The organism is Kitasatospora sp. NPDC101235, from assembly GCF_044767505.1.
In the GTDB taxonomy this organism is placed as follows: Bacteria; Actinomycetota; Actinomycetes; order Streptomycetales; family Streptomycetaceae; genus Kitasatospora.
Genome location: NZ_JBIWNZ010000001.1, coordinates 422,080 through 435,816 on the forward strand (window position 1 = coordinate 422,080; position 13,737 = coordinate 435,816).

Consider the following 13,737-nt stretch of genomic DNA (forward strand, 5'->3'; position numbering starts at 1 on the left):
TCGTGACCGGGCCGTCCGTGCGGGAACATGGAGGGATGAAACCGGCCATTCCGGGTCGATCACCCGGAACGGCCGCCTGCCAGGAGGTCCCGCCGTGCCCACAGCACCCCATCCGTCGCGCCCCGCGGCGCTGGAGCCCAAGGTGCCGCGGTGGGTGCCCTGGCTCCCGGTGCTCCTGCTGGTGCTGGACCTGGTCGCCGAGGCCGTCGTCCCGCACGCCGTCGCCGCCGGCTTCCTGCTGACCGCGCTGCCCGTGGTGGCCGCGTTCAGCTACGGCCCGGTGCTGACCGCCGTCACCACGGCCGGCTCCCTGGCGCTCCAGTTCGCCCTGGCGCTGCGCGCGGGCCACGTGGACGAGCAGCACCACGTCTGGGTCTACATCGCCACCCTGCTCTCCGGCGTCATGGGCACCGCGCTGTCCTGGCAGCGCACCCGGCAGAACCGCAACCTGCTCCAGGCCCGTACGGTCGCCGAGACCCTGCAGCGCACCGTGCTGCGCCCGGTGCCCGAGCGGGTCGGCGGGCTGCGGGTGGCCGGCCTCTACCGCCCGGCCCGGGCCGACGTCCTGGTCGGCGGCGACCTGTACGAGGTGTGCGACACCCGCTTCGGCGTGCGGGTGCTGCTCGGCGACGTCCGGGGCAAGGGCCTGGGCGCGGTCCGCACCGTCGCCGACGTCCTCGGCGCGTTCCGGGCGGCCGCGCACGACACCCCCGGGCTGGTCGAACTCGCCGACCAGCTGGACCGCGCGGTGCTGCGCGACGCCGCCGACCGCGGCGACGACGAGCTGTTCGTCACCGCCGTCCTGCTCCAGTACCGGACCGGCTCGGACTGCGTGGAGATCGTCAACCGCGGCCACACCACCCCGCTGCTCCTCGGCGGCGGCGGCATAGCCCCGGTGTCCTGCGCCGACGAGCTCCCGCTCGGCCTCGGCCACCTCGGCCCCGCCGACGAGCGCAGCAAGGCGACCGCCGTCGCGCTGCCCCCGGGCCACACCGTCCTGCTCTACACCGACGGCGTCAGCGAGGCCCGCGACACCACCGGCGCCTTCTACCCGCTGGCCCCCCGGCTCGCCGGCCTCGGGACCACCGTCCCCGACCGGGTGGTCTCCTTCCTGGCCCAGGACGTCCACCGGTACGCCGGCCTGCTCGCCGACGACCTCGCCGTCCTCGCCCTCACGCCGGACGCCCCGTAGCCCCGCCCCACTCCGTAGAGGAACTGCCAGTCGTACACGGCGGGGTAGCCCACCATCACCGGCCGGTACCGCTGCCCGCCCGGCCCGCTCCGCGCCCGCTCCACCCAGCGGCCGAACTCCCGCATCGCCGCCCCGGGATCGGTCCCGCCGGCCTCCAGCGCCGCCCGGTCCAGTCCCGACACCGCCAGCGCCTGCGGGTCGTACTCCGCGCTGATCGGCCGCAGCTCCCGGTAGAACGCCGCCGCACCCGCGCCCGCCCGCCGGAACCCCTCCCCGTCGTGCCACCCGGCCACCACCGCGGTCGGCGTGACCTTCACCTTGTGTGCCATGCACCCATCCGACCCGGCCCGGCAACCGCTCTTCCCCGGGTCACCCGCCACCCGGACGGCCCCGTCGGAATGCCGTCGGGTGCGGAAGTGCGCAGGCTGCTGGCAACGACACCGGGCCCGGCCGGGCCCCGAGGGCGTGGTGCGGGAGGACGAGATCGACGGAACACGGACGTCGGGCACCGACGGGGGAGCCGGAGCGCGGCTGCTCGCGCGCTGCGCCCTGGCGGCGGCGGTGGGGGGCGTGGGGGTGCTGTTGTTCGCGCTGGGGGAGGGCGGGCTGCTGGTGCTCGCGTCGGGGCTGCTCGGACTGGTCGTCTCGGCCGTCGGCGTCTGGTGGTTCCTGGCCTACCGGGGCGCGGTCCGGGTGTTCGGGCTGCTCGTCGCGATCGCGGCGCCGGCCGCGGTGCTGGTGCTCTTCGCCCGCCACAGGCTGTGGCTGACGGCCCTGGCCCTCGTCCTGGTCTGGGGCGCCGCGTTGGCGCTCGCCCGCGCTGCGCTGCGCCGGGGCCGCCCGGAGCCGCCGATGCGGGCGACTGCCGTGCCCCGGCGGCAGCGGCCGGTCCTGATCATGAACCCGAAGTCCGGTGGCGGGAAGGTCGGCCGCTTCGGGCTGGTCGAGCGGGCGGAGGAGCTCGGCGCCCGGGTCGTCCTGCTCGACCCGTCCGTCCCCACCGATGTCGCCGAGCTGGCACGCACAGCGGTGGCCGAGGGCGCGGACCTGCTCGGCGTGGCGGGCGGCGACGGCACCCAGGCGCTGGTCGCGGCCGTCGCCGCCGAGCACGACCTGCCGTTCCTGGTGGTTTCCGCCGGCACCCGCAACCACTTCGCCGCGGACCTCGGCCTCGACCGCGCCGACCCCTCCCGCTGCCTGGACGCGCTGACCGACGGCGAGGAACTGCGGGTCGACCTCGGCGAGGTCGCGGGCCGGGCCTTCGTCAACACCGTCTCCTTCGGGGTGTACGCCGACGTCGTGCAGCGCCCCGAGTACCGCGACGCCAAGGCCGGCACCGCGCTGAACCTGCTTCCGGACCTGCTGGTCGGCGAGAGCGCGCGGCGCGTCGACGCCCGGGTCGACGCCACCGCGCTCACCGCTCAGCAGGCGCTGCTGGTCAGCAACAACCCGTACGGCTCGGCCGACGACCTCGGCATGGCCGGCCGCCGCCCCCGGCTCGACGGCGGCCGGCTCGGCGTGCTGGGTGTCCGGATGGAGGGTGCGGCGCAGGCTGCGGACCTGGCCGTGCGCGGCGCGCAGTCCACTGGGGTGACGGCGCTGACCGCGCGGCGGGTGGAGGTGAGCGCGGACGAGGACGAGATCCCGGTGGCGGTCGACGGCGAGGCGCTGCGGATACCGGTACCGGTGGTGTGCACGCTGCGCCCGCGGGCCCTGCGGGTCCTGGTGCCGCGAGACCGCCCCGGCGTTCCCGCCCCTGCGCCGCCGGTGACCTGGCGCCGGCTGGCCGCCCTCGCGTTCGGCCGCACCGACCGGACCGGCCGGACCGCCGGCCGCAGCTCCGACCCGACCGCCGAGGGGCCGACCCGTGACTGACCCGCACCACGACGTCGCCCCGCCCGTCCCGCCGGCCCCGCCCTCGGCCGTCGAAGCCGTGCTCACCGACCTGCGGGCGATCGACGGGGCCGTCTACGCGGCCGTCGCCGCCACCCCCACCCCGGCCCTGGACTCCGCGCTGCGCCGGCTCTCCCGGGCCGCCGACCGCTCGAAGATCTCGCTGTCCGTCGCCGTGCTCCTCGCCCTGCAGCCCGGCCGCCCCCGGCGGGCGGCGGTGGCCGGGGCCGGTGCGGTGGCGCTGGCCTCGGTGGCGGCGAACCTGGTCGGCAAGCAGCTGGTCCACCGGCCCCGGCCCGACCGGGTGGAGGCCAGGGTGGTCGTCGGCCGGCAGGTGCCGATGCCGGAATCGGCCTCCTTCCCCTCCGGGCACACGGCCTCGGCGACGGCCTTCGCCACCGCGGTCGGCGTGCTGCTGCCGCCGCTGGCGGTGCCGCTCGGCGCGCTGGCGGTGGCGGTCGGCTACTCCCGGGTCCACACCGGGGTGCACTACCCGGGCGACGTCGCGGCCGGCGCGCTGCTCGGCTTCGCGGCCGCGGTGGCCTCCCTGGCCGTCGTCCGGACCGTGCCGCCGGGCCTCCTGGAGTGAGCGGGCCGCGCACCGGCCCGTCCGGGATCGCCCGGTACCCCGCGCGCGGCGGCTCCCCACAACCCGGCAGGGACCGGCGCCACCCGGCACCGGTCCCTGCCCGTTCCCGCAGGCAGCGGGGTTTCTAGAGGTCGTAGTAGAGCTCGAACTCGTGCGGGTGGGGGCGGAGGGCGATCGGGGCGATCTCGTTGGTGCGCTTGTAGTCGATCCAGGTCTCGATGAGGTCCGAGGTGAAGACGTTGCCGGCGAGGAGGTACTCGTGGTCGGCTTCCAGGGCCTCCAGGACGGCGGGGAGGGAGGAGGGCACCTGGGGGACGTTGGCGTGTTCCTCGGGGGCCAGCTCGTAGAGGTCCTTGTCGACCGGCTCCAGCGGCTCGATCTTGTTGCGGATGCCGTCGAGGCCGGCCATCAGCATGGCCGAGAAGGCCAGGTAGGGGTTGGAGGCCGGGTCGGGGGCGCGGAACTCGATGCGCTTGGCCTTGGCGTTGGAGCCGGTGATCGGGATGCGGATCGCGGCGGAGCGGTTGCGCTGCGAGTAGACCAGGTTGACCGGCGCCTCGAAGCCCGGCACCAGGCGGTGGTAGGAGTTCACCGAGGGGTTGGTGAAGGCCAGCAGCGAGGGGGCGTGCCGCAGCAGGCCGCCGATGTAGTAGCGGGCGGTGTCGGAGAGCCCGGCGTAGCCCTGCTCGTCGTAGAAGAGCGGCGTGCCCTCGCTCCACAGGGACTGGTGGACGTGCATGCCCGAGCCGTTGTCGCCGAAGATCGGCTTGGGCATGAAGGTGGCGGTCTTGCCGTTGCGCCAGGCGACGTTCTTGATGATGTACTTGAACAGCATCAGGTCGTCGGCGGCGTGCAGCAGGGTGTTGAACTTGTAGTTGATCTCGGCCTGGCCGGCGGTGCCGACCTCGTGGTGCTGGCGCTCGACCTCCAGCCCGGCCTTGGCGAGCTCCAGCGACATCTCGGCGCGCAGGTCGGCGAAGTGGTCGACCGGCGGGACGGGGAAGTACCCGCCCTTGTACTTGACCTTGTAGCCGCGCACGTCGCCCTCGGCGGCGCCGGTGTTCCAGGCGCCGGCCTCCGAGTCGATGTGGTAGAAGGACGCGTTGGCGCTGGTCTCGAAGCGGACCGAGTCGAAGACGTAGAACTCGGCCTCGGGCCCGAAGAACGCGGTGTCGGCGATGCCGGAGGAGGCCAGGTAGGCCTCGGCCTTCCTGGCGACGTTGCGCGGGTCGCGGCTGTACGCCTCGCCGGTGACCGGGTCCTGGATGAAGAAGTTGATGTTGAGGTGCTTCTCGGCCCGGAACGGGTCGAGGCGGGCCGTGGCAAGGTCCGGCACGAGGGCCATGTCGGACTCGTGGATGGCCTGGAAGCCGCGGATCGACGAGCCGTCGAACATCAGGATCTCGGACGGATCGAAGGTCGCCGCAGGTACGGAGAAGTGCTGCAAGACGCCCGGCAGGTCGCAGAAACGGACGTCGACGAACTTCACGTCGTTGTCCTGGATGAACTGCTTCACTTCGGCGGCGTTGTTGAACATCCATCCTCCTCGGCGTGCGAATTGGGCTCACCATAGGAATGGGTCGTTTCCAGTCGGTGACCCGCTCGTTTCCTAGATGTTAACCACGACCGCCGGACGGGTGGCAAAGACGTACTGGACGGTACAAATCGCCCCGCCGAGCTGGGCGCCCTCCCGCAAGTGGTCTGGACCACTTGGAAAGCCCCCGGAACGACGATTCACCCGGCCGGGGGCGATGCCCCGGCCGGAGGGGAGCCGGTGGCAGTGCACGCCGTCGGCCCGGTTAGTGTGGATTCGTGGACACCAGAGAAGCGTTGGGATCGTGGATCGACGGCCCCCGGGCGGCCGCCGAGAAGATGGGCGCCGACTTCGGCCACCGCGGCGAGCGCCTCGGGCTGCCCAAGGACGGCCCCGGCTCGATCGCCGGCCCCGGCCGCCGGATCGGCGCCCTGTTCGTGGACGGCTGGCTCGTCGCCCTGATCTCGTACGGGCTGATCGCCCGCGGCGACCAGGCCGAGGCCAACCTGTGGACCAGCCCGCTGTACTTCGTCGTCGCGGCCCTGCTGCTGTCCACCACCGGTACGACGGTCGGCAAGCGGCTGTTCGGCCTCCGGGTGGTCCGCCTGGACGGCCGCCGCGCGACCATCCCGCAGGTCCTGCTGCGCACCCTGCTGCTCTGCCTGGTGGTGCCGCCGCTGGTCTGGGACCGCGACACCCGCGGTCTGCACGACAAGGCGGTCGGTACCGTCGAGGTCCGGATCTAGCGCCGGTCCCGAGACGCCGAACGGCCCCGCCGCGGAGCTTCCGCGGCGGGGCCGTTCTCGTGTCGTCAGGGGAGGGGGATCAGCGGGCCTGGCCGCCCTTGGGCATCCGGGCGCCCTTCGGCATCGGGCCCTTGGGGATCGGCGCCTTGGAGAGCAGGTCGCCCAGCGCGCGCAGGCGGTCGTTGGTCTCGGTGACCTGGGCGGCGGTGATGGCGCGGGGCAGGCGCATCAGGTGGATCTGGAGCTTCTTCAGCGGGATCTCGCCCTCGCCGTTGCCCACCACGATGTCGTGCACCGGCACGTCGCCGACCACGCGGGCCATCTTCTTCTTCTCGGAGGCCAGCAGCTGGCGAACCCGGTTCGGGTTGCCCTCGCCGATCAGCGCGATGCCGGCCCGGCCCACGGCACGGTAGACCGCGTCCTGGTTACGGGTGACCGCGACCGGGGTGGTGTTGGAGCTCCAGCCGCGCCGGATGTTGTTCAGCACCGCCGCGACGGCGCCCGGCTGCCCCTCCATCTGCCCGAACGCGGCGCGCTCGGCCCGGCGCCCGAAGACGATCGCCATGGCCAGCACGGCCACGATGAAGCCCAGGATGCCCAGGTAGACAGGGTGCTCGATCGCGAAGCCGATGGCGAGGAACACGCCGAAGGTCAGCAGGCCGACGCCGGCGATGATCAGGCCGATCTTGGTGTCGACCTTCTTGGTCATGGTGTACGCCAGACGGATCTGCTTCAGCCGTCCGGGGTTCTCGGATGTTTCCCTCGCCATAACGCTCATGGTACGTGGCACGGGTGCGGGATATCCAAGCCCGGGTACCCGTTCGCCCCAACCGTGACCCGTGCGCCCGCACGCCGTCGCGCACAGCGACGCCGGGGCCGTGCGGCCGTCGCGCAGAGCGACGTAGGGGTGCTCACCCCCGTCGTGCGGAGCGGCGCCGACGCCTCATCGCCGTACCGGTCGGCTCACCGCCCCCGCCGCCCCTGCCGTCCCCGCCGCCGCGTCGTCGTGCCGGCGGTCCGCCGCGTACCGGCGGTTCTCGCACACCGCCGCCCACGCGTTGCGACGGGCGTGCTGCTGGCCGGGGGCCAGCAGCACGCTCTCGGCGAACCGCAGGGCCACCCCCATCGACCGGATCCGCATCCGCATGCAGAACAGCTCCTCTCCTGGCTGAGATGGCTGAGAAGAATCGAACGCTCACCAGGCGTCCAGAGTCCCCACTCCGTGTTACCAGCCCGTGACCAGGCAGTCAAAGCATGGTGACGCCAAAGGGCGGAGCCGAAGCTCCGCCCTTCCCATGGCTTGAACCGGTCGGGGGACCGTCAGACGGCGGCCTGCTCGCGCCGCTCCAGCGCCTGCCGGTACAGCCGGCCGGCCCGGTACGAGGACCGCACCAGCGGGCCCGACATGACGCCCGCGAAGCCCAGCTCCTCGGCCTCCTGCTGGAGCTCGACGAACTCCTGCGGCTTCACCCAGCGCTCCACCGGGTGGTGGCGCAGCGAGGGGCGCAGGTACTGGGTGATGGTGATCAGCTCGCAGCCGGCGCCGACCAGGTCGGCCAGCGCCTGGCTGACCTCCTCGCGGGTCTCGCCCATGCCCAGGATCAGATTGGACTTGGTCACCAGCCCGGCCGCGCGGGCCTGGGTGATGACGTCCAGCGAGCGCTCGTAGCGGAACGCCGGGCGGATCCGCTTGAAGATCCGCGGCACCGTCTCGACGTTGTGCGCGAGCACCTCGGGACGGGAGGAGAAGACCTCGGCCAGCTGCTCGGGCACCGCGTTGAAGTCGGGGATGAGCAGCTCGACGCCGGTGCGGCCGGCCTCGCGGCCGGCGGTCATCGCGTGCACCTGGCGCACGGTCTCGGCGTACAGCCAGGCGCCGCCGTCCTCCAGGTCGTCGCGGGCGACGCCGGTGATGGTGGCGTAGTTGAGGTCCATGGTGACGATGGACTCGGCGACCCGGCGCGGTTCGTCGCGGTCGAACTCGGCGGGCTTGCCGGTGTCGATCTGGCAGAAGTCGCAGCGGCGGGTGCACTGGTCACCGCCGATGAGGAAGGTCGCCTCGCGGTCCTCCCAGCACTCGAAGATGTTGGGGCAGCCGGCCTCCTGGCAGACCGTGTGCAGCCCCTCCTTCTTCACCAGCGACTGGAGGGCGTTGTACTCCGGGCCCATCTTCGCGCGGGTCTTGATCCACTCGGGCTTCCGCTCGATGGGGGTCTCGCTGTTGCGGACCTCCAGGCGGAGAAGCTTCCTGCCGTCGGGCGCGACAGCGGACACGTGCGACTCCTAGAACTAGACGGGGTACCCCCAGGGTACGCCTGTGGTTGTACGGCCTTCGCCGGGCCTGTCGCCCGGCAATTGCAGGGCAACACGGCTACCGGCCAGTAGATTCCCAGCGGCCGCCGGGACTTCCGGCGGCCGTCAAGGGTAGGGGGCCGGCGGTGTTCAGCGGCTCGGCGCCGGCTCCGGCAGTTCGGCCAGGACCTCCGCCAGGTGCCGCTCGACCACCGGCGCCGCCTCGGCGACCGGCAGTCCACGCTTCAGCTCGCCGGTGAGCGAGGCGACGCCCGCGTCCCGGATGCCGCACGGGACGATCTTGTCGAACCAGGTCATGTCCGGGTCGCAGTTGAGCGCGAAGCCGTGCATGGTCACCCCGCGGGCGACCCGCACGCCGATCGCGGCGAGCTTGCGGTCGTCCCCGCGCTGACCGGCGTTGGAGGGCGCGTACTCGGGGCCGGCCAGCCGCGGGTCGATGCCCAGGGGCAGGCCCATCCGCAGGGTCAGCTTGCCGATGTCCACCACCTGGGCCGGGTCCACCACGGCGTCCGGGATGGACTCGCCCAGCACCCAGACCCCGCTGCGGCCCTCGACCCGGGTGGACCCGATGCCGAACTCGCCGGCGGTGCGGATCAGCGCCTCCTCCAGCCGGCGAACGTAGGCGATGACGTCGATCGGGTCGGGCAGCTTGACGATCGGGTAGCCGACCAGCTGGCCGGGGCCGTGCCAGGTGATCTCGCCGCCCCGGTTGACCTCGACCACCGGGGTGCCGTCCAGCGGGAGGTCGGCGGGGTTGGTGCGCTTGCCCATGGTGTACACCGACTGGTGCTCCAGGAGCAGGACGGTGTCGGGGATCTCGTCCGCGACCCGCAGCGCGTGCAGCCGCTGCTGTTCCTCCCAGGCCTCCTGGTAGGGCACGGTCCGCTCACCTATGCCCATGCGAACAAAACGCACGTTCTCGCTCACCGTCTTGCGCTCCTTGCCAGGCGTTCGAGACCAACCTCGCCACTGTACGCCCAGCCTGCCCGAACCCCTTCAGCCGCCCGCGAACAGCCGCCCGCGAGCAGCCGTCACCGCCGGCTCGGCTCCCCGCGGACCACTGCCCCGCTCAGCTCCGCGCGAGCAGCTGCAACCGCAGCGCGAGCTGGAGCTCCAGCGACCGCTCCGGCTGGTTCCAGTCCCGTCCGAGCAGCGCCTCGACCCGGTCCAGCCGCTGGACCACGGTGTTCACGTGGACGTGCAGCTCGTCCTTGGCCCGGGTCAGGCTGCCGCCGCAGTCGAAGTAGGCGCGCAGGGTGCGGACCAGCTCGGTGCCGCGCCGGGCGTCGTACGCCAGCAGCGGGCCGAGCGTCGCGCCGACGAAGCCGTCCACGTCGTGGCCGTCGCCGAGCAGCACGCCGAGGAATCCGAGCGCGCGGGCGGAGGCGCCCTCCCCGGCGCGGCCGAGTACCCGCAGCGCCCGGACGCAGCGCAGGCCCTCGCCGTAGGAGGCGGCCAGCGCGGCCGGGCCGGCAGCCGGGCGGCCCGCGCCGACGGTGACCGGGAACCCGGCCAGCCGGGCCAGCCGCTCGGCGGCCTGCCGGGCGGTCCCTTCGGGGTCGTCGGTGCTGCCGGTCTCGACGGGTGCCAGCAGCACCACCGTCTCGGCGTGCTCGGCGCTGACGCCCCGCGAGCCGAACAGGTAGCGCCGGGCCGCGCCGGCCAGCCGGCCCCGGTCCTCGTCCTTCCCGTCGGCCGGTTCCGCGACCAGCACCAGGTGCGGCCGGGCGAGGTCGACGCCGAGCCGGCGGCCGCGCGCGGTGAGCCCGGCCGGGTCGCGTTCGGGGGCGGTCAGCAGGTCGGTGAGCAGTTCGCCGCGGACCCGGTTCTCGGTCTCGGCGACCGAGCGGCGCAGCAGCAGGAGCAGCGCGGTGACCACGCTGGCCCGCTCGAACAGCCGCCGGTCGGCGTCGTCGAGGTCGGGCCGGCCGCGCAGCACCATGGTGCCGAGCGCGTCGTGCCCGGCCAGCACCGCGCAGACCCACTGCTCGCCGTGCCGTACGGACCGGCCCTCGGCGCGGGAGGCGGCGACCGCCTCGGCCAGTTCGGCGGCGGGTGCGGAACGTCCGGCCAGCGGCTCGCCCTCGGCGTCCAGGACCGCTATCTCCCCGCCCAGCAGGGCGGCGACGGCGGCGGCGACGTCCGGGACCTCGGCGCCGCGCAGCACCAGGTCGGTGAGCCGGTCGTGTGCCTGCTCGGCGCGCTGGACGGCGGCGGAGTGGGCCCGGACCAGCTCGTTGGCGGCGTTCAGCTCGGCGAGCGCGGCCCGGGTGTCGGCCAGGGACTTGGCGGTGTCCAGGGCGATCGCGGCGTGCGCGGCCAGCGAGCAGAGCAGCGCGACCTGGTCGGGGGAGAAGGCGCGCGGCGTGCGGTCGGCGGCGAACAGCACGCCGATGACCTGCCCGCCGAGCAGCAGCGGGACCCCGATGATCGCCACCAGGCCCTCGTCCAGCACGCCCGCGTCGATCGTGCCGGTGTGGTGGAAGCGCTCGTCGGTGCGGTAGTCGGGGGTGGCGTAGGGGCGGGCGGTCTGTGCGACCAGCCCGCCCAGGCCGTCACCGAGGCTCAGTCGCAGGGTCTGGAACAGGACGGAGACCGAGCCGTCGGTGACCCGCATGTAGGTGTCGCCGGCGGCCTCGTCCGGCAGGGTCAGGTAGGCGGTGTCGGTGCCGAGCAGCAGCCGGGCCCGGCGGACGATCGCCTGGAGCACGGTGTCCAGGTCCCGGGAGGCGGCGAGGTCCCCGGCGGTGTCGAACAGGGCGGTCAACTCGGCTTCGCGGCGCCGGTGTTGACGCAGGGTGCGATGGACCCGCAGGGCCTGCCAGGTGGCGTCGTCGATCTCGGCGAGGACGGCGGCCGACGCCCCGCGGCGGCGGGCGTCGGCCAGCACGTCGGCGAAGTCCTCGGTGGCGGCGCCGGAGGCGAGCAGGTCGAGCAGCCGCCGCAGCGCGGGCGCGGCGCTTTCGTGAGGGTGGTTCATGGTGCGTGCTGCCAATCGGCGTCGGTTCCGTCGGTTCCGAGAAAGCGCGATCGTATCGGCTGGGTCCTCAGGTGACGGCGGGCTTTCCGGCCGCCGTGGCATCCGCCTCCTGGCCCGCCCCGCCCTCCTGCCCGTCCCCTCCCGCGACCTCCGCGAGGTCCAGGCCCCTGGTCTCCCGGCCGCAGAGCACCGCCAGCACGGTGATCGCCGCCGCGATGGCGACGTACACCGCGATGGGGGTGGCGCTGCCGTAGTCCTTGAGCAGCGCGGTGGCGATCAGCGGCGCCGGGGCACCGGCCGCCACCGAGGAGAACTGGGCCCCGATCGAGGCGCCCGAGTACCGCATCCGGGTCGCGAACAGCTCGGAGAAGAAGGCGGCCTGGGGCGCGTACATGGCGCTGTGGAAGACCAGGCCGACGGTCACGGCGGTGACCAGCGAGCCGAAGGACTTCGTGTCGACCAGGCCGAAGAAGACGAAGGCCCAGGCGCCCACCCCGACGGCGCCCACCAGGTACACCGGCTTGCGCCCGACCCGGTCGGACAGCGCGCCGAACAGCGGGATCAGCGCGAACTGGATCGCGGAGGCGATCAGGACGGCGTTCAGCGCGGTCTGCTTGGAGAAGTGGGCGTGGGTGACGGCGTAGGTCAGGACGAAGGTGGTCATGACGTAGTACGAGATGTTCTCCGCCATCCGCGCGCCCATGGCCACCAGCACCTCCCGCCAGTGGTTGCGCAACACCTCCACCAGCGGCGGCCGTTCGGCCGTCCGCCGCTCCTTCTGCCGCTGCTGCTGCGCCGCCAGCGCCTGCTTGAACAGCGGCGACTCGTCCACCGCGAGCCGGATCCACATCCCGACCACGACCAGCACCGCCGACAGCAGGAACGGCACCCGCCAGCCCCACGCCAGGAACGCCTCGTCCGACTGCACCGCCGTCATCAGCGACAGCACCCCGGCCGCCAGAAGGTTCCCGGCCGGCGCCCCGCCCTGCGGCCAGGACGCCCAGAACCCCCGCCGCCGCTGGTCGCCGTGCTCCGACACCAGGAGCACGGCGCCGCCCCACTCACCGCCGAGCGCGAAGCCCTGCACCAGCCGCAGCACCGTCAGCAGGACCGGTGCCGCGACCCCGATCGAGTCGTACGTCGGCAGCAGCCCGATCGCCGTGGTCGACCCGCCCATCAGCAGCAGGCTCACCACCAGCAGCCTCTTGCGCCCGACCCGGTCCCCGAAGTGGCCGAACACCAGCGCCCCGAGCGGCCGCGCCGCGAACCCGATCGCGTAGGTCAGGAAGGACAGCAGCGTCCCGGTCAGCGGATCACTGTGCGGGAAGAACAGCTTCCCGAACACCAGCGCCGCCGCCGTTCCGTACAGGAAGTAGTCGTACCACTCGATCGTCGTGCCGATCAGGCTCGCGGCCACCACTCTCGGGAGTGAGCTGCTCGTTGCCGTACCTCGCGCAGAGGTGTTCATGGCCACCACTTCCAGAACCAGGGGGAGACGATGTCGCCACAAGGTAGGAAGCGTCCGACCCCGGGACTATGTGGGTGGCCCATACAGTCCCGGGTCGAAAGTGTCTGACTGCCCTATGAGAGGGGTGGCGGGATCGCGGAGCGCTCCCCGCTCAGTGCGCCGTCCAGCCGCCGTCGACGGGAAGGCTGGCGCCGGTGATGTAGGAGGCGGCGGGGGAGCAGAGCCACAGGGCGAGCTGGGCGACCTCGTCGGGTTCGATGAGGCGCTTCACCGCGGTGCGGTCGAGCATGATCCGCTCGACCACCTCGTCCTCGGGTATGCCGTGGGCGAGCGCCTGGCCGGCGATCTGCTTCTCCACCAGCGGAGTCCGGACGTAGCCCGGGTTGATGCAGTTGCTGGTGACGCCGTGCGGCGCGCCCTCCAGGGCGACGGTCTTGCTCAGGCCCTCCAGCGCGTGCTTCGCGGTGACGTACGCGGACTTGAAGGCGCTGGCGCGCAGACCGTGGACGGAGGAGATGTTGACGACCCGCCCCCACTCCTGTGCGTACATGTGCGGCAGGGTGCGGCGCAGGATGCGGAACGGGGCCTCGACCATGACGCGCTGGATGAGCGTGAAGCGGTCGGGCGGGAACTCGTGCACGGGCGCGACGTGCTGGAGGCCGGCGTTGTTGACGACGATGTCGGCGTCGTCCGGCAGGGCGTCCACGGCCCCGGGGTCGCCGAGGTCGGCGACGATCGCGCGGCCGCCGATCCGCTCGGCGAGCTCCTCGGCCGGGCCGGCCGCGAGGTCGACGACGTAGACCCGGGCGCCGGCCCCGGCGAAGGCCTCGGCGCAGGCCCGGCCGATGCCCGAGGCGGCCCCGGTGACCATGGCCGTGCGGCCGGCGAGCGGGCGGGCAGTAGAGGTGTCCATGGCCGAGAACGGTAGGAATCCGACGGCCCCACTCCCATGTGGTGGGCCGCCACAGCATCCTGGCGATCTGTGGTGCTGTCCGCCATGACGCCGGAGCGAGGCCCGAACG

The 13,737-nt window shown here is 73.3% G+C and carries 12 protein-coding genes; 4 read left to right on the plus strand and 8 right to left on the minus strand.

Going from position 1 to position 13,737, the window contains the following annotated elements; genetic code table 11:
• Window positions 1–94: 94 nt before the first annotated feature.
• From ACIRRH_RS02005 to ACIRRH_RS02015, 3 genes are all read left to right on the plus strand, one after another.
• Window positions 95–1,192: a PP2C family protein-serine/threonine phosphatase gene (locus tag ACIRRH_RS02005; protein ID WP_403060351.1), complete on the plus strand. Its 1,098-nt coding sequence runs from the start codon at window positions 95–97 to the stop codon at window positions 1,190–1,192.
• Window positions 1,193–1,675: 483 nt separating this feature from the next.
• Window positions 1,676–3,067: a diacylglycerol/lipid kinase family protein gene (locus tag ACIRRH_RS02010; protein ID WP_403061072.1), complete on the plus strand. Its 1,392-nt coding sequence runs from the start codon at window positions 1,676–1,678 to the stop codon at window positions 3,065–3,067.
• Window positions 3,060–3,674, plus strand: a complete 615-nt coding sequence (locus tag ACIRRH_RS02015; RefSeq protein WP_403060354.1) for a phosphatase PAP2 family protein — start codon at window positions 3,060–3,062, stop codon at window positions 3,672–3,674. The genes ACIRRH_RS02010 and ACIRRH_RS02015 overlap by 8 nt, the downstream gene beginning before the upstream one ends.
• A 124-nt stretch (window positions 3,675–3,798) precedes the next feature.
• On the opposite strand, the gene glnA is transcribed toward ACIRRH_RS02015, so the two are convergent.
• Entirely contained in the window at window positions 3,799–5,211 is a 1,413-nt protein-coding gene (gene glnA / locus ACIRRH_RS02020) for a type I glutamate--ammonia ligase (RefSeq protein WP_224283945.1), read from the minus strand.
• 275 nt (window positions 5,212–5,486) lie between these two features.
• On the opposite strand from glnA, the gene ACIRRH_RS02025 reads away from it, so the two are divergent.
• On the plus strand, window positions 5,487–5,954 hold the full coding sequence (locus ACIRRH_RS02025; protein ID WP_403060357.1) for an RDD family protein: 468 nt from the start codon (window positions 5,487–5,489) through the stop codon (window positions 5,952–5,954).
• 79 nt (window positions 5,955–6,033) lie between these two features.
• Here ACIRRH_RS02025 and ACIRRH_RS02030 read toward each other — a convergent pair whose 3' ends face one another.
• The 7 genes from ACIRRH_RS02030 to ACIRRH_RS02060 all read right to left on the minus strand — a co-directional run bounded on the left by ACIRRH_RS02030 (window position 6,034) and on the right by ACIRRH_RS02060 (window position 13,628).
• Window positions 6,034–6,732 (minus strand): DUF4191 domain-containing protein, encoded by a 699-nt coding sequence (locus ACIRRH_RS02030; protein ID WP_403061075.1) that lies wholly within the window; start codon window positions 6,730–6,732, stop codon window positions 6,034–6,036.
• Window positions 6,733–6,897: 165 nt separating this feature from the next.
• Window positions 6,898–7,101: a hypothetical protein gene (locus ACIRRH_RS02035; RefSeq protein WP_403060359.1), complete on the minus strand. Its 204-nt coding sequence runs from the start codon at window positions 7,099–7,101 to the stop codon at window positions 6,898–6,900.
• 173 nt (window positions 7,102–7,274) lie between these two features.
• The gene (gene lipA, locus ACIRRH_RS02040; RefSeq protein WP_224283948.1) at window positions 7,275–8,228 is read right to left on the minus strand and encodes a lipoyl synthase; all 954 of its coding nucleotides are present in this window, start codon (window positions 8,226–8,228) and stop codon (window positions 7,275–7,277) included.
• Window positions 8,229–8,396: 168 nt separating this feature from the next.
• Entirely contained in the window at window positions 8,397–9,167 is a 771-nt protein-coding gene (lipB, locus tag ACIRRH_RS02045; protein WP_374120090.1) for a lipoyl(octanoyl) transferase LipB, read from the minus strand.
• A 169-nt stretch (window positions 9,168–9,336) separates the two neighbouring features.
• The gene (locus ACIRRH_RS02050; RefSeq protein WP_403060362.1) at window positions 9,337–11,247 is read right to left on the minus strand and encodes a helix-turn-helix domain-containing protein; all 1,911 of its coding nucleotides are present in this window, start codon (window positions 11,245–11,247) and stop codon (window positions 9,337–9,339) included.
• A 67-nt stretch (window positions 11,248–11,314) separates the two neighbouring features.
• Window positions 11,315–12,715 carry an MFS transporter gene (locus ACIRRH_RS02055; RefSeq protein ID WP_403060365.1) on the minus strand — a complete coding sequence of 467 codons (1,401 nt, stop codon included), beginning with the start codon at window positions 12,713–12,715 and terminating at the stop codon, window positions 11,315–11,317.
• Between the two features lie 151 nt (window positions 12,716–12,866).
• Window positions 12,867–13,628, minus strand: coding sequence for a 3-hydroxybutyrate dehydrogenase (locus tag ACIRRH_RS02060; protein ID WP_363381637.1), 762 nt, complete (start codon window positions 13,626–13,628; stop codon window positions 12,867–12,869).
• Between the last annotated feature and the right edge of the window lie 109 nt (window positions 13,629–13,737).

Bases quoted from the DNA above. Each gene is read 5' to 3' on its own strand.
- glnA (WP_224283945.1), bottom strand. From the start codon at position 5,211: ATGTTCAACAACGCCGCCGAAGTGAAGCAGTTCATCCAGGACAACGAC.
- ACIRRH_RS02030 (WP_403061075.1), bottom strand. From the start codon at position 6,732: ATGAGCGTTATGGCGAGGGAAACATCCGAGAACCCCGGACGGCTGAAG.
- ACIRRH_RS02035 (WP_403060359.1), bottom strand. From the start codon at position 7,101: ATGCGGATGCGGATCCGGTCGATGGGGGTGGCCCTGCGGTTCGCCGAG.
- lipB (WP_374120090.1), bottom strand. From the start codon at position 9,167: ATGGGCATAGGTGAGCGGACCGTGCCCTACCAGGAGGCCTGGGAGGAA.
- ACIRRH_RS02050 (WP_403060362.1), bottom strand. From the start codon at position 11,247: ATGAACCACCCTCACGAAAGCGCCGCGCCCGCGCTGCGGCGGCTGCTC.
- ACIRRH_RS02055 (WP_403060365.1), bottom strand. From the start codon at position 12,715: ATGAACACCTCTGCGCGAGGTACGGCAACGAGCAGCTCACTCCCGAGA.
- ACIRRH_RS02060 (WP_363381637.1), bottom strand. From the start codon at position 13,628: ATGGACACCTCTACTGCCCGCCCGCTCGCCGGCCGCACGGCCATGGTC.